This is a genomic window from Bacteroidales bacterium (genome assembly GCA_021648725.1).
In the GTDB taxonomy this organism is placed as follows: domain Bacteria; phylum Bacteroidota; class Bacteroidia; order Bacteroidales; family JAADGE01; genus JAADGE01.
In genome coordinates this window covers 1-19,891 of record JAKISF010000026.1, presented here as the reverse complement: position 1 = coordinate 19,891, position 19,891 = coordinate 1, and the positions used below count along the sequence as shown (strand labels likewise).

13 protein-coding genes are annotated in these 19,891 nt (G+C 30.1%); 8 read left to right on the top strand and 5 right to left on the bottom strand.

What is annotated here, in order from left to right; all coding sequences use genetic code 11:
• Positions 1 to 13: 13 nt before the first annotated feature.
• Genes L3J35_10075 through L3J35_10065 form a run of 3 tightly spaced genes read left to right on the top strand, consistent with a single transcriptional unit; the run spans position 14 to position 7,031 of the window.
• Positions 14 to 3,346, top strand: coding sequence for a SpoIIE family protein phosphatase (locus tag L3J35_10075; protein ID MCF6366534.1), 3,333 nt, complete (start codon positions 14 to 16; stop codon positions 3,344 to 3,346).
• A 59-nt stretch (positions 3,347 to 3,405) separates the two neighbouring features.
• Entirely contained in the window at positions 3,406 to 3,855 is a 450-nt protein-coding gene (locus L3J35_10070) for a GatB/YqeY domain-containing protein (GenBank protein MCF6366533.1), read from the top strand.
• Positions 3,856 to 3,875: 20 nt separating this feature from the next.
• Positions 3,876 to 7,031: a SpoIIE family protein phosphatase gene (locus L3J35_10065; GenBank protein ID MCF6366532.1), complete on the top strand. Its 3,156-nt coding sequence runs from the start codon at positions 3,876 to 3,878 to the stop codon at positions 7,029 to 7,031.
• A gap of 43 nt (positions 7,032 to 7,074) precedes the next feature.
• Here L3J35_10065 and L3J35_10060 read toward each other — a convergent pair whose 3' ends face one another.
• The 4 genes from L3J35_10060 to L3J35_10045 form a co-directional block, all read right to left on the bottom strand.
• The gene (locus L3J35_10060; protein ID MCF6366531.1) at positions 7,075 to 7,506 is read right to left on the bottom strand and encodes an Hsp20/alpha crystallin family protein; all 432 of its coding nucleotides are present in this window, start codon (positions 7,504 to 7,506) and stop codon (positions 7,075 to 7,077) included.
• A gap of 156 nt (positions 7,507 to 7,662) precedes the next feature.
• Entirely contained in the window at positions 7,663 to 8,835 is a 1,173-nt protein-coding gene (locus tag L3J35_10055) for a DUF4105 domain-containing protein (GenBank protein ID MCF6366530.1), read from the bottom strand.
• 2 nt (positions 8,836 to 8,837) lie between these two features.
• Complete coding sequence (gene mgtE / locus L3J35_10050; protein MCF6366529.1) at positions 8,838 to 10,199, bottom strand: magnesium transporter; 1,362 nt, start codon at positions 10,197 to 10,199, stop codon at positions 8,838 to 8,840.
• A 69-nt stretch (positions 10,200 to 10,268) separates the two neighbouring features.
• Positions 10,269 to 11,285 carry a DUF2027 domain-containing protein gene (locus tag L3J35_10045; GenBank protein MCF6366528.1) on the bottom strand — a complete coding sequence of 339 codons (1,017 nt, stop codon included), beginning with the start codon at positions 11,283 to 11,285 and terminating at the stop codon, positions 10,269 to 10,271.
• 98 nt (positions 11,286 to 11,383) lie between these two features.
• Between L3J35_10045 and L3J35_10040 the strand changes: the two genes are divergently transcribed.
• The 3 genes from L3J35_10040 (at position 11,384) to L3J35_10030 (ending at position 15,129) form a co-directional block, all read left to right on the top strand.
• Positions 11,384 to 12,592: an S-adenosylmethionine:tRNA ribosyltransferase-isomerase gene (locus L3J35_10040; protein ID MCF6366527.1), complete on the top strand. Its 1,209-nt coding sequence runs from the start codon at positions 11,384 to 11,386 to the stop codon at positions 12,590 to 12,592.
• Positions 12,593 to 12,755: 163 nt separating this feature from the next.
• The gene (locus L3J35_10035) at positions 12,756 to 13,208 is read left to right on the top strand and encodes a hypothetical protein (GenBank protein MCF6366526.1); all 453 of its coding nucleotides are present in this window, start codon (positions 12,756 to 12,758) and stop codon (positions 13,206 to 13,208) included.
• A 247-nt stretch (positions 13,209 to 13,455) separates the two neighbouring features.
• Positions 13,456 to 15,129: a hypothetical protein gene (locus tag L3J35_10030; protein ID MCF6366525.1), complete on the top strand. Its 1,674-nt coding sequence runs from the start codon at positions 13,456 to 13,458 to the stop codon at positions 15,127 to 15,129.
• Positions 15,130 to 15,157: 28 nt separating this feature from the next.
• Here the strand turns inward: L3J35_10030 and L3J35_10025 are convergent, their stop codons facing one another.
• Positions 15,158 to 18,433 carry a tetratricopeptide repeat protein gene (locus L3J35_10025; GenBank protein MCF6366524.1) on the bottom strand — a complete coding sequence of 1,092 codons (3,276 nt, stop codon included), beginning with the start codon at positions 18,431 to 18,433 and terminating at the stop codon, positions 15,158 to 15,160.
• Between the two features lie 812 nt (positions 18,434 to 19,245).
• On the opposite strand from L3J35_10025, the gene L3J35_10020 reads away from it, so the two are divergent.
• Together L3J35_10020 and L3J35_10015 are read left to right on the top strand one after the other, a co-directional pair.
• Complete coding sequence (locus L3J35_10020) at positions 19,246 to 19,473, top strand: hypothetical protein (GenBank protein MCF6366523.1); 228 nt, start codon at positions 19,246 to 19,248, stop codon at positions 19,471 to 19,473.
• A gap of 174 nt (positions 19,474 to 19,647) precedes the next feature.
• On the top strand, positions 19,648 to 19,821 hold the full coding sequence (locus L3J35_10015) for a hypothetical protein (protein ID MCF6366522.1): 174 nt from the start codon (positions 19,648 to 19,650) through the stop codon (positions 19,819 to 19,821).
• The last annotated feature ends 70 nt before the right edge of the window (positions 19,822 to 19,891 follow it).

Sequence of the window (19,891 nt, the reverse complement as noted above, 5' to 3'; positions counted from 1 at the left end):
ATAAATTCGGTATATGAAAAAAACTATTATTTTAATAATACTTCTGCTGCCTGCTTTCATTTCTTATACTCAAAAGCCTATTATTAAGTTTGAAAAACTTTCAGTTGAAAACGGAATGTCTCAAAGTTCAGTTTTAAGTATTATTCAAGACAGCCAAGGCTTTATGTGGTTTGCAACTTTAGATGGTTTAAATAAGTTTGACGGTTATAATTTCAAAGTATATTGGAACAGTAAAACAAAAAAAAATACAATTCCCGACAATATTGTAACAACTTTATTTGAAACAAAAGATACAGCAAACCCTACATTATGGATAGGTACAAAATCTAACGGGATATCTAAATACAACAGATTGAAAGATAACTTTGAAACTTTTAAATCTTCACAATACAAAGAGAATTCAATAAGCAACAACAGTATTAATGATATTACAGGGGATAATGAGATTTTATGGATTGCTACAAACAAAGGCTTAAATAAGTTTAATCAAAACATTAATAATTTTACATATTTCTCTCATTCAAAAAATAATAGTTCTATTCCGTCGGACACAGTTTTGTGTTTAGAATTTGACTCCTCGGATAATTTATGGATAGGAACACAAAAAGGGGTTAGTTTTCTTAACACAAAAAACAATAAAATAAAAACATTAAAACACCCTGAAATTTCTAATGTGAGAATAAATGACATCTGTTTCGAAAACGGTATTATATGGATAGCAACTTCAATAGGGCTTTTCAGCTATAACACAAATAATGACAAACTTACAGAACATAAGATAAACCTATACTCAAAAAAAGATGTAAAAATAAAAGCAAATATTACAACTTTTATTAATGATGAAAATGATATATTTTGGTTAGGGACAAAAACAAGAGGTTTGATAAGTTTTAATAAAAAAACGCATAATTATTTTATTTATAAACATGAACCTGTTAACAAACACAGCTTATCTACAAACAGCATTATTTCTATATATAAAGATAATGCAAATATTTTATGGGTAGGTACTTCTTTAGGAGGTGTTAACAAGTGGAACAGAGCTGCTGAAGATATAGATGTATTCAGACACAACCCGTACAATGAAAACAGCCTCAGTGCATCACAAGTAAGAAGTTTTTACGTTGACAAAAATGAAAATATATGGGTCGGCACTGTTGAAGGAGGGCTCAACAAATGGAATAAAAAAAATAATAAATTCTCTCATTACAAACATAACCCTAAACAAAATAACTCAATAAGCAACAATCATATAAGATCAATGCTTGAAGACAACAAAAATCGCTTTTGGGTTGCTACTGACGGAGGCGGGCTAAATCTTTTCAATAAAAAAACAGGTACTTTTACTTGTTATAAAGAATCAAAAGATACAAACTCAATATCAAGCAACAGAGTTTGGAAAATCTTTGAAGACAATAACAATCAACTTTGGGCAGGAACATTCGGAGGCGGTTTAAATCTTTTTAATCCCGACAAAGGAACATTTAAACATTATATGCATTCCGAAGACAGTAACAAATCAATAAGCAGTAACTTAGTAACCTCAATTCTTCAAGACAAAAAAGGAAACATTTGGATAGGTACATTTTTAGGTTTAAACAAATTTAACCCCGAAAATGAAACTTTTACAGTTTATATTAACGATGAAAACAATCCTAATTCAATAAGCAATAACAGAATTTATTCAATTTGTGAGGACAACGAGGGTACTTTATGGATAGGAACAAAAGGCGGGCTAAATAAATTTAATCCTGTAAAAGAAACATTTAAAACATTTACAAGAGAAAATTGCGAACTGCCTAACAATGTAATTCTCGGAATTGTTGAAGACGGTGAGTTCCTTTGGATGAGCACAAACAACGGTATAAGCAGAATGCATAAAAAAACAGGAGAAATAAAGAACTTTGATATGGGTGACGGTCTTCAAAGCAATGAATTTTTAGCAGGTTCATTTTATAAAAAAAAAGACGGAGAGATTCTTTTCGGAGGAATTGACGGATTTAATGCTTTTTATCCCAAAGAAATAAAAGATAATCCGCACAAACCCCCTATCGTAATTACCGGATTTCAAATCTCGAACCAATACATTAAAACAGATACAATAATAAGTTTAAAAAAGCAAATTGTACTAAAACATTATCAAAACGATATTTCTTTCGATTTCGTTGCACTTGATTTTGTATTCCCGCAAAAAAACAAATACAAATATATACTTATAGGTGATGACGATGACTGGAATGATGCAGGGTTCAGACGATTTGCAAAATACACAAACATAAAACCGGGCAATTATACCTTTAAAGTAATAGGGTCAAATAACGATGATGTTTGGAATGAAAAAGGAGCAAGCCTGACAATAATAATTAAACCCGCTTTTTGGCAAACATTATGGTTTAAAATATTATTAACTGCACTTTTAATCTCCTCTATAATTTTATTCTTTAAAATAAGAATGAGAACAATAAAAAAACGAAATGAAGAGCTTGAAACAGAAGTTAAAAGAAGAACTCTTGAAATAAGACAACAAAACGAAGAAATAAGGTCTCAAAGAGATGAATTATCAATTCAAAAAGATTTTATTTCAGAACAAAAACAAGAAATAACCGACAGCATATTATATGCAAAAAAAATTCAAACGGCTGCTTTGCCGACAAATGAATATATTTCCGAAAATATTCCTGAGCATTTTATTTTATTTAAACCCAGAGATATAGTAAGCGGAGATTTTTACTGGGTAGGAAAAAAAGGTTCAAAAATAATAATTACGACAGTTGATTGCACAGGACACGGTGTTCCCGGTGCTTTTATGAGTATGCTGGGAATCAGCTTCTTAAATAAAATTGTAAATGAGAAAGGCATAACAAACCCGGGAGAAATATTAAACCGCCTCAGAAACAACGTTATAAACGCCCTTCATCCTAAAGGCTTTGAAACAGAATCAAAAGACGGAATGGATATGTCTTTATGCGTAATTGATACTAAGAAAAATATTATAGAATTTTCAGGTGCATATAATTCATTATTTTATTTGCAAAACGGCAAAATATCAGAAATTAAAGCAGACAGGATGCCGGTTGCATTATACGATATTATGGAACCGTTTTCTGTTCAATCTTTTAAAATTCAGAAAGGAGACTCAATTTATATGTTTTCCGACGGATATCCCGATCAATTCGGCGGACCGAAAAATAAAAAATTTATGAAGGGACGATTAAAAAGATTATTGGAAGAAATTAATCTCAAACCTATGAAAGGACAACTTAAAATATTAGAAAAAACAATGGAAGACTGGAAAGGAAACGAACCTCAAATTGATGATATTGTTATAATAGGTGTAAGACTTTAAATTGAAAATTGTTTTTGAATAAAAAATATGTAAATTTACAACAATAATAAAAAAATAAAATGGAACTGTTTGAAAAAATAAATGCTGATATAATCTCGGCAATGAAATCAAAAGAAAAAGAAAAACTTGCCGCATTAAGAGCAATAAAAGCACAATTGCTTTTAATAAAGACCTCCGGAAGCGGTAATGATAAAATTTCTGAAGAAGAAGGAATAACACTGCTTCAAAAGATGGTAAAACAAAGAAAAGATGCAGCTGAAATATATAAATCTCAAAACAGAGAAGATTTATACAAAACTGAAATGGCAGAAGTTTCATATATTCAACCCTACCTGCCCGAACAAATGTCTGAAGAAGAGCTTTCAAGCTCAATAAAAATAATTATCGACAATTTAGGTGCAACGTCAATGAAAGACATGGGTAAAGTCATGGGTATTGCATCAAAAGAACTTGCAGGAAAAACAGAGGGAAAATTAATTGCAGCAAAAGTTAAAGAACTTCTTTCTTAAAAGAACTTAACAATATATTTATGCATAATGCATTAAAATACATCACGTTACTCGCAATAATTTATTTAAATATTTGCGGTAAAAATGCTTATGCCCAACTTTTTAATTTTACAAATTATACCGTTGAAAAAGGTTTCCCTCAGTCAAATGCCGATTTTATTATGCAAGATAATGAAGGATTTATGTGGTTTGCAACACAAAACGGTGCCGTAAAATTTAACGGATATGATTATACTGTTTATAATAAAGATAACGGTTTAAAAAGTAACTTCGTAATTCATATTCTTCAAGACTCAAAAGAACGATTTTGGTTCTCAACAAAAAAAGGATTAACCGAACTAAAAAAGAATAAATTTAAAACATATACCGAAAATGACGGCTTATTTTCAAACATAATTTATAAAACATTTGAATTACCTACCGAAGAACTTTTGATTGTTACTACCGAAGGAACAAATATTTTAAGTAATGACACAATAAAAAAAATATCTGAAGACATAAAACCGAGAGATATTATTCTGAGAAATAATAATGAAATTTGGATACTTACAGAAAAAAACATTTACATTTATGATAAAGGTAAATTTAAAAAGCCGAAAATTAATATAAAAAAAATAAAAACTCCTTTTAACTCCTTTATCGAAGACAAGAAATCAAATCTGTGGATTGCAACAAATAACGGGATTTACAAAATCTTCGACAATAAAATTAAGCACTTTAATACAAATAGCGGTTTATTAAACAATAATATTAATAAACTTCTTATTGATTCAGAAAACAATCTGTGGTATTCTTCCGAACAGAAAGGTTGCGGCTTTTATTCTCAAAACCTCTTCCATAACCTAACCGTAAATTCCGGATTAACAAATTCAGTCGTGCTTTCTCTTTACGAAGACAGCGAAAAAAATATTTGGATAGGAGGCAGAAACGGTGTTACAATGATAAATACAGGAACACCTTTTATTCATTATGACCAAATAAGTTCATTTGATAATGAGATAGTTATGGGAATTCTGCCCGACAAAGACAATAATATATGGTTTTGCACATACGGCTTCGGTTTGGTTAAATTTAACGGGGAAAACTATACACAATTCAATAAACAAAAAGGAAGTATTGATGATTATTTTTTTGATATTGAAACCGATAAAAACGGCAACTTCTGGTTAGCATCCGGGAATAACGGTATTATTAAATTTAACGGGAAAAAATTCACTCAAATAAAAACAAAAGACAGTCCGGAATATCTGCGTGTTCTTACAATTTTTAAAGACAGCAAAGAAAATCTTTGGTTCGGAACAAATAATGAGGGTGTTTATAAGTATGACGGAAGAAACCTTACACGCTTTGGCTCAAAACAAGGTTTTACTGCAAAAACTGTAATGACAATTTGCGAAGATGATGATAATAATATTTGGTTCGGCACAATAAATAGCGGGTTATTAAAATATGACGGAAAAACAGTTGTTAAAACTAATACAAATATTGAACTCGATTTTATAAGATCTATTGTCAACAGAAAAGGAACATTATGGATAGGTACGGGTTCATCAGGAATATATAAAATTATTAAAACTGAAAATAAAAAATATCATTTTGAGCAATATCAAAAAGAAGACGGATTAAATTCAAACAATATTTATTTCCTTTTTCCTGATTCAAAAGGAAATTTATGGTGCGGGAGTGAAAAAGGTGTTGATAAAATTATTTTTGACGAAAACAATATTTTAACAGACATTAAAAACTACACAAAAGATGACGGGTTTATAGGGGTTGAAACAAATATAAACGGAGCAGCAGAAGATGCAAAAGGTAATATATGGTTCGGAACCGTGAACGGAGCAGTCAGGTATAATGAAGATTTAGATAAAATGAATATTGTTGAAAACAAAACATACCTTTCCGATATTCAATTATTTTTTAAAGATGTCGATTGGTTTGAATATTCAGATTCAGTTAACTATAATAATATTCCGATAAAATTAACACTCCCGCACAAGCTTAACCATCTGACATTTAACTTTATAGGGCTTTGCTTTTCAAACCCGCAAAAAGTTAAGTATAAATATCGACTTTTAGGGCAAAACGAAATATGGTCGCCTGAAACATACGATAAAAAAGCTGTATTTACAAATATTACACCCGGCAAATACGAATTTCAAGTTATTTCGGCAAACAATGACGACCTTTGGAATGCTCAACCTGTTTCATTTAAATTTACTATTAAACCTCCCTACTGGAGACAAACTTGGTTTTATACTTTATCTTTATTCTTGCTGTTAATAATTCTGTACATTGCAATAGACCTAAGAATGAAGTCACTAAAAAAGGCAAAAAGTAAACTTGAAATAAAAGTTCTTGAAAGAACAGTAGAAATAAATAAGCAAAAAGAAGAACTTCTTCAAACAAATACAAAAATTACCGACAGTATTGATTATGCCGGGAAAATTCAAAATGCAATGTTGCCGACAATGAAAATATTCGAAAGAAATTTTTCTGACTTTTTTATAATTAACCACCCCAGAGACATTGTTAGCGGAGATTTTTATTGGGCAAGAGAATTTGTTTTTAATAATGAAGCACATATCGTTACAGTTGTTGCAGATTGTACCGGACACGGAATTCCCGGAGCTCTTGTAAGTATGTTGGGAATGTCTTTACTTAACGAAATAATTCGAAAAGAAAATATTACACAAGCAAATCAAGTACTTGAAGAACTGAGAAAAGAAATAAAAGTTTCGCTGAAACAAAAAGGCGGATTAGACGACCAAACAGAAGGTATAGATATGGTTATTTGCTCCGTAAACAAAAAAACTAATGAATTACAATATGCAGGAGCAAATAATCCTTTGTATTTAATAAGAAACGGCAAACTTACAATTTTCAACCCTACGATTAATCCTGTCGGAATATTTATTAAAGAAATACCATTTAAAAATGAACAGTTTCAATTGCAAAAAAATGACATCTTATATATGTTTTCCGATGGATATGTAGATCAATTTAATGGAAAAACAGGAGAAAAATTTAAAATAAAGCAATTCAGAGATTTGTTATTATCAATTTCAGAAAAAACAATGAAAGAACAAAAACAAATACTTGAAAATACTTTTATTGAATGGAAAGCAAACTCCGCCCAAATTGATGATATACTAATTGCAGGAATTAAGATATAAAAAAAGAGGTGCTTATAATTAAAACACCTCTTTCTTGCCAAATTTACTTAATTTTAATTTCTCTCGGCGGTTTTACAATTTCTTCTTCTTTCTTCATAATCGTAATCTTCAAAATTCCGTTTGCAGATTTTGCTTCAATCTTTTCAACATCAGCAGCTTCCGGCAAAGTAAAAGATCTTGTAAAATTAAAGTACGAATATTCTTTCTTTGTGCAGTTTTCATTTTCTTGTTCTGCTTCAACCTCTTTATCTGCCGAAATTGTTAACACATCATTTTCCAAATTAATTTTTATGTCTTCTTTGTTCATTCCGGGAGCAGCAAGTTCAATTCTGAACGATTTATCATTCTCAAAAACATTTACCATCGGAACTGATGATAATCTTGATTTTGTTAAAGGGTTAATTTCTCCCGAAAAAAAATCTTCCATCCAATCAGGAAAAAACGGCGAATTGATGTTTCTTCTAATAAGTGTCATGATTAAAATATTTTAAGTTAATAATTAGTTTTTAATTTGCTTAAAATATATCAATTCATATACCGAAGAAGAAAAAGTGAAAAAACGGCAATATTAGAACCCAAAACACGCCTTATTGACACATTAAACACTGAATACTATGTCAAACTGGCATTTCTACGTATTTCTGAATATCAAAACAGACCTGAAAATTATTATTATCAATAAAGGAATAAGTGCAAAATCAAATAATCTGTAAATTGCAAGATTAATTATTAAACTGACAGTGATAAGTGCAGACATAAAAATAAAAAAACGCTTTATATAGTTCTTATTATTCTTTTTTAACATAAATGCGGCAATAAAAAACAAAGGCATTGCCCAAATTATATTTTGATTGTTTATTACAGCTCCGTGCTCAGTTCCGAACCACAATAATAAAATTATAAAACCAAAGAAACCTACAATAAAAAATAAAGTTTTATCAAGAATTAAATAGTATTTCTTATTTTTATATTCAACAAAAGTTAAGACAAGAAAAACAAAAAGTAAAGAATAAAACAATACAACCGGAGTAAACATTCCCGAGGATGTATCAGAAATACTCTCTTTCGGCTCAAACAACATTCTTGTTTCTTTAACAATCGGTTTTTTAACACCGTTAATATTCAAAACTGCTTTGTCGAATGATTTCTCAAGATAATCGGGCAAAAAAGTTGCTTCTTCAGCCGTAACAACTTTATCGGTCGGTAAACCTAATGCTAAATTTATTCCGAAACGTTCCCAATTTTTATTCTTTAAATAGATGTACAACAAATCTCTGTATGTTACACCTTCATCGGTTATTTTTTCAGGTAAAATAATTTCATTACCCAACACGTCTCTGATAACATCTTTTACTCGTGTTGCACAATTATCATAAAAAAAGTCATACCTGTAATACATATTTTCAGGCAAAGCATTATTTTTAAGAAAGGCAAAAACCTTATTTTTTTGCGATTTATTTAAGTCTAAAACCTGTTCTTTTATCCATCTGTTTTCATTCATATACGAAATCACAAAATATTTATAAGGAGCAACACTAAGCATATAATCTAACTGACCTCTCATAAATTTCATGTAAAAGCCCGGGGTTTCAAAGTTAAAAGTTCCGTAATTATAAACATTATCAATTCTTAATACAGGGTCTTTTATTCTTATTGCCGAATGCCCGAAAGTTGAATATAAATCATTGCCCGGTGCACAGGTAATAATACTTATTTCGGCTTGAGAAGATAAATTTTGAGCTTTCAAATCATTAAATCTGAAACTTATTATCGCCAAAAATAAAAACAAACGTATTTTATACATAATTACAGAATTGAAAACATTAAAGCACTTGTAGTTAAATAAACAAGTAAGCCTACAATATCATTTGTTGTAGTTATAAAAGGCCCTGTTGCCAAAGCAGGATCAACTTTAAATTTGTTAAGAGCTAAAGGAACAAATGCTCCGAAAACAGATGCAAAAATAATAACAATAAATAACGAAATACTTACTGAAACAGTTAAAGCAAATGAAGGACTGTGAAAAAAGTTAAATAGGAATATTGCCGACGCAAGAACAGAAGCATTTATCAAAGCAACCATAAATTCTTTCAGCACTTTTTTAAATGTACTTTCAAAGCCGGCATTTCCGCTTGCCAAACCTTGAACAACAATTGACGATGATTGCACTCCTACATTTCCGCCCATTGCAGCAATTAAAGGTATAAAAAAAGCTAAAGAAGCATTTTCTGCAAGGTTTTCTTCATGCAAACTGATAATTAATGCACTAAAAATACCGCCTACTAATCCGATAAATAACCAAGGCAGCCTTGCTCTTGTCAGTTGCCAAACTTTATCACTATGCTCAACATCTTCAGTTAAACCCGACATCATTTGATAATCTTTTCCGGCTTCTTCCCGCATAACATCAACCAAATCATCAAATGTAATACGTCCGAGCAAACGACCGATATTATCAATTACCGGTAAAGCAACCAAATCGTATTTATCAGACAAATTTGCAACATCTTCTGCTTTCATATCTGCCTTTACGGAAATAACATCCGATTGATAAATATCTTTAATTTTAGCCCCTTTTGCTGCTAATAATAATTTTGCCAACGATAATGTGCCTAATAAAATACCGTCATTATCAGTTACATAAACATAATATATTTCGTCAACTTCTTCAACACTTTTTCTTATTTGCGTTATTGCATCTTCAACATCATCTTCAATATTTACCGTAACAATTTCCTTTCCCATCAAACCGCCGGCAGTATCTTCATCGTATGATAATAAATCTACGATATCTCCGGCTTGGTCAATATCTTTTATTTTTTGAAGTACTTCTTCTTGGCGTTCATCAGGTAAATCGGCAATAACATCGGCTGCATCGTCAGAATCCATGTGGTCGATAAACTTTGATGCAATAATTTCATCGGGCAATGCTTTTAAAAACTTGCTTCTGTCATCGTCATCAAGTTCAGCAAGAACATCGGCTGCTTTTTCTCTGTTTTCAATTAAAAGAAATAAATATTTTGCTTGTTCAATATTAAGTTCATCATAAACTTCGGCAATATCAACGGCATGAATTTCATCCATTAATTTTGCGGCTTCCTTGTCATTTTTATTTTCAATGACAGAAATAAGACGATTTAAATATTCACGCGTTAATTCAAATTGCATTTTAAAAGTTTAATCAAAACAGTTTAGAACTTAAAATATTGTTTTCTTATTGCAAAGGTATAATAAAAATTATTTTCTCAATAAAATCATGGTTGCACCGTATCCGTATTCTTTAAAAGAAGCATCTTGAAATTGATATTTTTTATATTTATGTTGTAATTCGCTTCTTATTTTAAGTTTCAAGCTACCGCTTCCTACGCCGTGTATAAAAACGATTCTTCTGTAATTTTCTTTTATTGCGGTTTGAAGTTCTTTATGAAAGGCATCTAATTGCAGTTGCAATTTATCGTAGTCAGACATTCCGCTTTCATCATCAATAAGTTCGTGGATGTGTAAATCAACTTCTTTAATGCTTTTGTTTTCTTTATTTTGCTGAATCCTCGGTCTTTTTCCGTCTTTTTGTTTAACAACGGCATCAATATCTTCTTTTTTTAATTTTTCAACGGCTTCCTGCATTGAATTTTCTTCCGTAACAGAAGTAATTATTGCAAATTCATCAAAAAAATCGTTTTCCTTAAAGCTGTTTTGTTTAAAAAACCTTGTTGCTTTTAATTTTATCCGGCTGCTTACGGGTTCTTTTAATGAATATTCTTCTTTATCAAAAAATATAAGTTGCATCACAATATTTATTGTGTCTTGTAAAGAATTTAACTCAAAAACACTTATTTTTTCCTTTACGTTGGGTTCTAATTTTCCCGTAATACTTGTATATTTTTCCCCTTTCTTTACTGCATAATTATAATATACAAAATAGTTACTGTCGTTTATAAGATATACTTCACAATCAGTATCTCCTATTCGTTTCTGATTTTCGGGAACAAAAGCAAGATAGAAATTAACTTCATTACTGTCGGTATAAATAGGTTCTTCTTCAAATACGTTTATTTCTTTTTCAGGAATAACAGATTCAGAAATTGACCGACGGACATCATCAGTTATTTCAAGCATTAATTCTTCAATTAAAACCGGCACTTCAAAACCTGTGTCATTTAGTATTAATGCTGTTTCTTTATCTATAATCTTTGTAACTTTTCCGCCGCCTACGTCATTTAAAAATTTAACTTGATCTCCTGCTTTAATCTTCATATCAATAATATTTATAATTTTTGCAAAAGTAATTCAATTAAATATCATTACAAACTAAGATTAACATTCAAATATTATCTTTGCACAAATTTTTGAATATGAACTTTAATGAACTTCAAATAAAAGATTATAATTACGAACTTCCGGAGAACAGAATTGCAAAATACCCTTTACCCGAACGTGACAGCTCAAAACTGTTAGTTTACGAAAAAGGTAAAATATCCAACAGTTCATTTTCAAAATTAACGAATTTATTTTCTTCAAATGAGCTGTTTGTTTTTAACAATACAAAAGTAATACAAGCACGCTTAAATTTTAAAAAAATCACAGGTGCAAATATTGAAATTTTTTGTTTGGAACCTGTTGAGCCTACTGATTACAATTTAATGTTTCAATCTGTAAAAAGTTGTAAGTGGAAATGTATTGTAGGAAACTTAAAAAAATGGAAAACCGGTAATCTAAACTTAAATGTGAAACTTGATAACTCAGAAACGGTTGTTAAAGCGAAAAAAGAAGAATCATTTTTTGACTCTCATATTATTGAATTTTCATGGGATAACCCGGGAATAAGTTTTGGCAATATTTTGGAACAAACAGGGCAAACCCCTATCCCGCCCTATTTAAAACGCAAATCGGAAGAAGATGATAAAAAACGTTATCAAACCGTTTATTCAAAACATAAAGGTTCTGTGGCAGCACCGACTGCTGGCTTACATTTTACAGAAAATGTATTAAAATCATTATCGAAAAAAGGAATTGACACAGGATTTATTACTCTACACGTGGGTGCGGGAACATTTAAACCCGTTAAATCTGATTTTGTTTCAGAACACGAAATGCATACGGAACATTTTTCTGTTACAAAGGATTTAATTGAGAAATTAATCTTAAAAGCCGGAAAAATTACTGCCGTGGGAACAACAACAGTACGAACATTAGAAAGTTTATATTATTTAGGTCTTAGATTAGAGCAAAACCCTGATTTGAGTAATTTTCATATCAAACAATGGGAAGTTTATGATATGAAACAAAGTATAAGTTCTGAAAGGGCTTTAAAAAACATCCTTACATATATGTTGAAAAAAGGCATATCAAAAATTGATGCTTCAACACAAATTATTATTGTTCCCGGATTCAAATTTAGACTAACCGATAAACTCATTACAAACTTCCACCAACCTAAAAGCACATTGTTACTGTTAATTGCAGCATTTATCGGTAAAGACTGGAAAAAAGTTTATGATTTTGCGTTAAATAATAATTTCAGATTTTTAAGTTACGGAGACAGCTCTGTTTTAATTAAATAAAAAAATTCCAACCTTTTAGTTATAACTTTACTCATATAGTTATACAGTATATTTTTTAAAACCAATAAAAGAAGAATATATTAAATATAAGAATCAAATAAAAAACAGACAGCTTTATAAATAATAAAACCTTTTTTTTATAAATTTTTTAAAATTACTAATTATGAGAACTTTAAAGAAAATGATAGTAAATTTTTTATTAATCGGAATACTGAGTTTCGGGTTATTTTCATCTTGCAGCAAATATAACAAGTATGAAGATAACGAAGTAATTGAAAATACATTCAGCGGAAACATAGATGTAACATCAACAGGAAGTGACCCCGCAGGTGATTTTACCGGAAGCGGAGACTCCGGCACTTATTCTTTTGCCTGGATTAATTCGGGAAATAAGGCTTCACTAACTTTTGATATTACTTCATCGACCGGAAGTGTTCAATTCATTTTAAACGATAAAAAAGGGAAGGAAGTTTTAAACCATACAATAAACGGAGGCTCCGACATTGACTCTTATTCCGGCGTTTCAATAGAAGGTAAAGCAGGCACTTGGAAAGTTACTATGGTTTTAACAAATTTTCAGGGAGACGGCAGTTATTCTATTCACCCCGGCAATTAATAATATAATATTGTACGAACAAATAATGTTAACTATTTAAAAACTAAAAAAGCTGATTATAAAGTCAGCTTTTTTTATCATAAATCCTCTATCTTATTAAAATATTTCTCATCTTCAATAATAAGAACTTCATGAATCGCCTTTAATGTTCCGGTTAAACACTGCTTCAAAACTATATTGTTAATAATTATGATATTACCGTTTTTTTTCATAAATTGAGGAAAATAAATATTTACATTATTCAGATATGTCCATAAAAAGCATAAGTTTAAAGTTTTCAATTGATTGTTCAAATTGTGGTGATACTTTACCGATTAACAAAGCAGCAGAGAAAATATTATGTAATACTTGCGGAGAAGTATCCTTTGCTCCGGTGGAACTCTGGCAAAAACTTGTAACAGAAAATTTGGTTGAAGCAACTACTTTTAAACCGGAAACTGACTCATTTTCCAATGGTATTATAGGAGGCTTCGGCAATTTCAGTATGATATTCGGAAACATGATTCCCAGATGTGCAGATGGCTGCGGTACACTTTGGCCTTTAAAAGATGTTCTTGAAGTTGCTGAAACCGGACACAATGAATTTAATTGTACCGTATGCGGAAAAATTTGGAGTGTGCGAAAACCTCCGGAATGGTTTAATAAAGTAATCCCGAATGTCAAATTTCTCATTGGGGAAGAATCTCCCGGTGATTCAGGAACTAAAATCGAAGACACTAAAGAAGGTATCTGTATTTGGTGTTACCATTGCGGAGGGCAGTTGCCTCTTGACGGATCTTCCCGTAAAGTAAATTGCCAATTTTGCGGAAACGATTTACTTGTACCCGATGAGATATGGTCAAGACTTAATCCGGTAACTGTTGCAAGACCTTGGTTTATTATTCTGGATATAGGCGAAAATGTTGCTTTACTGCCTTACGATATTGATGATTTTATTGACTTGGAAGCACTCCCCTCAGGTAATACGATTTTGCTGTGGGAACAAGATAGTGCCGGACGACTTGGTCTTTCGGACAAGTCCGGGGGCTTACGCTGGCAAACTAAGAAGTTTGATATATCCGATTATGCTCGATTATTATATGATAAACACAACAACAGGATTTGGGTAATTGATAGAGATGAACACCTTGTATTTATTTTTAATTCTGTAACAGGAGCTTTGATATCCAAAATTGAAAATGAAGAAGAGAATGAAAACTTAATTACAGCTTATGATCATGAGGGAATTGCAATTTGCACAGACGGAAGTGTAATTATCTACAGAAGATGGTTAGACCTTGAAGAGAATTATGAGTTTTATGAATATACTCCAAGACGTTTTGATATTGACGGGAATCGTATTCCTCTTTGGGAAGGCTATGAAGATTTAAAATTAAAATTTAGAGATGAAGTTAGTTTCAAGCAGTTGGCAGATCAACCGACAATGTTCCCTGATGAAGCTTGGTTAATGGGTGGTCCTGATAATACACTTTATGTTTTGGACAGAGAAAAAGGGAAGTTTGCACGCTTCGACCGTAAAGGAAAACTGCTTGAAATTGTTAAACCTAAGCTAAAAGGTGTTGATAAGATACAAGATTGCGGTGTTACAAAAGACGGAACAATATATGTTCTATTTGATCATAAAAATGATATTGGTAATGAAAATTATTCACATGTGGGTAAAATCAGCCCTGACGGCTCTTTTAAAATACTGGCAGGCCCTTTAAATGATATCAACAATTTCCCCTTAGGAACAGACATGGAAAGAATGGCAGTAGGAGAAACAGGAGAAATGCATTTATGTGATCAGGATTTTAATAATTTCCGTATTTTAGCATCTGACGGTTCTCAGGTTTGGCGTAGTCCGGGTACAATAAATGAAGACGAAGATTTACTCGAAGAGCTTGAAGAAGCCAAAAAGTCAAAAGATGATTACTTGTAAAACCATTCAGATTTTGAAATAACAGATTTTAATTTCCTATTAAAATAAACGGACTCCAATAAAAGGGATGTGCATATTCCCCTTCGTTTATGAGTTTTAATTTTGCTGTTTGCAATGAATGATTATAGCCGGGCGGATTATCATGTTTATTCAGAATATCCTTATAAAAATTAACCATCAACTTTACGGTTGATTTGTCAGAAACCTGCCAAAGAGAAATAACAATATTTTTTGTTCCTGTATACAACAATGCTCTTGTAAGTGCTAAAATACCTTCTCCTCTTCGAAACTTTTTTATTCCTGTTTCAAAAGCTGATAATACAATTAAATCGGAATTCAGTTTCATGTCAAATATTTCATTCATTAATAAAATTCCGTCATTTTCATCAGTGTTGCTGTTTGCCAATATAATACCTGAAAATTCAGGTTTTTCGGAATTAATAAATCCGTGGGAAGCAATATGAATAATTTTAAATTCTTCCGAATCAATTGATTTAATAAAAAACTCGTCAGCTTCTTCACGTAAATCCGTTTCAGGCATTTTTTCTGAATTTTGAAACGCGTTGTATATTGCTGTTATTTCATTCTCACTTTCCGGAAGATAAGAAATGTTATTATTGCTCAAAAAATGTGTTTGGGTGTTATCTTGAAATGTTTTTTGTGTGTTTTTCAGAATATCACGAGTTTTGCCGGATGTTTTGTTTATGCTCATATCATCAAAAACAGGGGCAATGCCGACCCAATCATCCATGTAAATTGAATCAACAGAATCAACAGAATCATTAATTGACAGATTAATTTTTCTCTGATAATTTTCATATAAGTTTTTTTGCAATTCGTTTGCCGACAATGAATAAGAAACAGCATATTTTTTAATCAGGTAAGGATAATCACTAAATTGATTCCAACTTCCGAAATATTCTTCTGTTAACAGCGACTCAAAAGGAATCATTCCTAAATTTCCGTCAGGAATAATTATCAACTGTTTTGTTGAACCATCATTTTCTGAAATATTCGGAAGTAAATCTTTGTACAATGAATATCCTTCTCGGGCATAGGCTTTTACACTGCTTTCATCATCAGAAATAAGATGTTTTCTGAAACTTATAATTTTATCACTAAAAGCGTCAATATTTTTTATAAAACGTATGCTTGTTTTATCTTTTTCAATCATGTAAACATACATATACTTCGAAGTTTCAGGATAAAAATAATGCAATACAAGCGTACTGTCATTTATCAGGTTTTGAATATCTTCTGCTGTTACAAAAACAGGCTTGTATTTTAATTCGTAATATTCTTTATGATTATTTTTTAAGTTTGAGATAAAAGAATTATGTTCTTTGTATAATGTAAGCAATTTTGTTCTGATTTTTGTGTCGCCGGGATTTTCAGTAACTTTTTTTCTGAAATAAGTAATATCTGCTAATAAATCAGTTTCAACATTTAAGACTGAATTCAAAACGTCTGCAAAATCTGTTGCCTCGGGTATAGAAAGTAATACACCTTGTTTGTTTTTTTCTGAATAATAAAAGGATTTATTTAAATATTTATTTTCATTTGTCTTTTTATATAACTGTAAACATAATACGGCAGCTTTCTCATATACTTTCGATATATTTTCTGCTAAATATTTTTTATCTTCTTTTTTTAAAACTGTTTTTTTTATTCTTTCGATAATTAAATCAGAAAGTTTATACACCTTAAATGCTTCTTTTAAATTATCCGTATTATTAGTTCTTAAATACAAATTCCAAAAGGCACCGGCTTTCATATTAAGAGTTTCTAAAACTATATTTTGATTAAAACAGAAATTTGATTTATTAAAAGCAGAGTTAGTTGTAATATCCTGAGAATCAAAATTTTCAATATTGCTGATTAATGCTTTTTGTAAATATTTAAGTTCTGCCGTATATTCTTTTTTTGCTTTATAAACCGATGCCGTTAATTTATAAATACGAGCTGTTTCCGGATGTTTGTTCCCGGATATTTTTAGTCTTATCGCTAAACTTTTGTTATAATTTTCCAAAGCCGCATAATACTCTTTGTTATTTTTATATGTATTTCCGATATTAAGATACGTTTCAGCAATTTCGGGATGATTATCACTTTTTAAAACATTTTGTTGGATTTTTAATGCATTATTAAAATAGTTTTCTGCAGCAATATTTTCATTTTTCTTATTTAGAATCAACCCTATTTTCGTGTACTGTTGTGCTGTTTTTAAATTCCAAACTTTATATAGTTTTTTGCTTATTTCTAATGAATTATTGAAATTCTCAATCGCTTTTTTAATATCATCCTTATTTAAATAAACACTGCCGATATTTATTAATATTTTTGCAACTGTCCAGTGGTTTTCTCCGTATTTTCCTTTAAATATTCGCAATGCTTTTTCATTGTATTCCGATGCTTTATTGTAATTTCCGGTTAAATTATACACATCTCCCAAATTAGCATATATTCCGGCTGTTTCGGGATGGTTTTCACCATTATTATTCTGTTTTATTAAAAGTGCATTTTTATAGTTTTTTATTGACAGATTATATTCTTCTAATTTTTTGTAAACATCTCCGGTAATATTATATAAAGATGCAAGTTCGGGATTAAACGAATCAAGCTTCTTTTTTTTAATTTTCAATGACTTTAAAAAATATATTAAAGTTAAATCAGGATTTTCAATTTTAGAATATGCTCTGCCTATATTCATTAGCGAAGCAGCAATCTTTAAATCATCTTCGGGAAGTATTTCTTCTCTGATTTTTAATGCATTTTGGTGGAGTTTAAGGCTTCTGAGATAATCACCTGTTTGAGAATATAATACACCTAAATTATTATATGAATCTGAAAGTTTGATATGGTTACTGTCGTATATTTTTTTTCGGATTACTAAAGTTTTTATCCATAATTTTTTAGCATCCGAATACTTTTTTACATAAAGATAAACCAAACCTGTTTTTTCGCAAAAATCTGCATATAATACCGAATTTTCACCGGATAAACTTAAAGCTTTTTGTTTTCCTGTTTTTAAAATTTCAAGCGCCTGATTTAAATCGCCTTTACGAATAAAAATATCGCTTTTTTTTAATTCACATTCTAACAAAGCCTTATTGAGGTTGTAAGTTGAATAGATTTTTTCAGCTTTTTTCAGGTATTCCAATGAATTTTCGAACTTTGATTCTTCTTTGAATTTTTCAGATGTTCTTAAATATTCTCTTGCTCGAAGAGTATCTTGATTGACTGTTTGAGAAAAAGCATTGTTGAAAATAATCAGAACGATTAAAATTGAAAGAATATGTTTCATGTGAATATAGTTAATGTATAAGTTTTAGATAATAACTTTCGTTAACATCCTCAAAATTCAATATGTTTAAAATTAAGGAAAACTAATATATTTAAACATGAATTTATAAAAAAAATAAAAAAGAGCAAATTTGTGAAATGCAAAATGCTGAGATTTTAAAGGGCAAGAGCTCGATTTCAATGTTCAAAATTTATTTGTTAAGCGTTTTACTGTTTTTTATTGCTGCTTGTAAGATTTAAGATTTTCACAAAAAATAATTTTAATAGTTTATGGTTATTGCTTTACATTCTGTATCTGAATTTTACGAATAAAAAAGAGGTTCGTTTTTTTTTCAAATTCTCCACTTTTTTTAAACTTTAATTAATACTATCAGTTTTAAAAGAATCAACAATTAATGGTTCAATGTCAGAAGAAGTTTCTGCCGCTACTTTAATTTTTTCATTCTGGCTGTCATTTTTATCGCCAATGAAATAAAAAACAAAACTCGGTAGCCAAAACCAAGGCAGAACATGGAAAATGAAGTAGGAAAAACTTTCTGATATTATTTTAATCAGAACCAGACAAAATCTAAGAATATATAATTATTTCTCAATTTTTATCGCTACAAAAAGTTGCATTTATTACTTGAATTTAGGACATTTATTCTTATGTGTATAAGAATACGTACTTAACTATTGCAATATTGTATTACTTATTGATATGTTCTGATGTATAAAGTATTAATACTTTATACTGACTATGAAGCTTAGGAAAGAACATTAGGATATGACTTTAAAAGTGTAAATCTATATTATTCATTAATAAAAACAATTATGGAAAACAGTAAGAAATTTAAGAATTTGAATGAGTTATTTGAAAACTATTATGACAAGAAACAAGGGCAGAACAACAGAAACGGCACAAGCGTTTATATCTCGCAGAGGTCAAAAGATATTGTTGAGCATATTTCTAAAATTTCAGATGATACGATGAAAAATGTATTTGATATTATACTTGATGATTTTGTCGGAAGGAACAGAGATATAATTAAAAACGCTTAGACTGAGTATTTTGAGAGAAAAAAACAGTATTCTTGGGTTATTTAATAAAGAATAGTTTACTTTAAAATAAATCAAAAAACTCTGTTAAACCACAAATTTCAGTTTTGTTTGTGGTTGCTGTTTGTATCTTTATAATACTATTATTTGTGATTTAAAGGATATAAACAACAACCAATGAAGTTAGAATGGGAAATAATTAAGAGATTCTCTCAAAATGATACACCATGTTTCTCAACTGAAGATGTCAGAGAAGAATTTATTAATATCAGTTCATCATACCTAAACAATGCCTTAATTCTACTTTACGAAGTTAAAAAAATGCTCGAAATAATGAAAAAAAGTTGTTAGTTTGATTGTAAATTGTTAATTTAGAACAAATTATACAAGCTATTAATATCGCTGATTTTATTTGATAAAC

Bases quoted from the DNA above. Each gene is read 5' to 3' on its own strand.
- L3J35_10020 (MCF6366523.1), top strand. From the start codon at position 19,246: ATGGAAAACAGTAAGAAATTTAAGAATTTGAATGAGTTATTTGAAAAC.
- L3J35_10075 (MCF6366534.1), top strand. From the start codon at position 14: ATGAAAAAAACTATTATTTTAATAATACTTCTGCTGCCTGCTTTCATT.
- L3J35_10060 (MCF6366531.1), bottom strand. From the start codon at position 7,506: ATGACACTTATTAGAAGAAACATCAATTCGCCGTTTTTTCCTGATTGG.
- L3J35_10065 (MCF6366532.1), top strand. From the start codon at position 3,876: ATGCATAATGCATTAAAATACATCACGTTACTCGCAATAATTTATTTA.
- L3J35_10035 (MCF6366526.1), top strand. From the start codon at position 12,756: ATGAGAACTTTAAAGAAAATGATAGTAAATTTTTTATTAATCGGAATA.
- L3J35_10025 (MCF6366524.1), bottom strand. From the start codon at position 18,433: ATGAAACATATTCTTTCAATTTTAATCGTTCTGATTATTTTCAACAAT.
- L3J35_10055 (MCF6366530.1), bottom strand. From the start codon at position 8,835: ATGTATAAAATACGTTTGTTTTTATTTTTGGCGATAATAAGTTTCAGA.
- L3J35_10030 (MCF6366525.1), top strand. From the start codon at position 13,456: ATGTCCATAAAAAGCATAAGTTTAAAGTTTTCAATTGATTGTTCAAAT.
- L3J35_10070 (MCF6366533.1), top strand. From the start codon at position 3,406: ATGGAACTGTTTGAAAAAATAAATGCTGATATAATCTCGGCAATGAAA.
- L3J35_10045 (MCF6366528.1), bottom strand. From the start codon at position 11,285: ATGAAGATTAAAGCAGGAGATCAAGTTAAATTTTTAAATGACGTAGGC.
- L3J35_10015 (MCF6366522.1), top strand. From the start codon at position 19,648: ATGAAGTTAGAATGGGAAATAATTAAGAGATTCTCTCAAAATGATACA.
- mgtE (MCF6366529.1), bottom strand. From the start codon at position 10,199: ATGCAATTTGAATTAACGCGTGAATATTTAAATCGTCTTATTTCTGTC.
- L3J35_10040 (MCF6366527.1), top strand. From the start codon at position 11,384: ATGAACTTTAATGAACTTCAAATAAAAGATTATAATTACGAACTTCCG.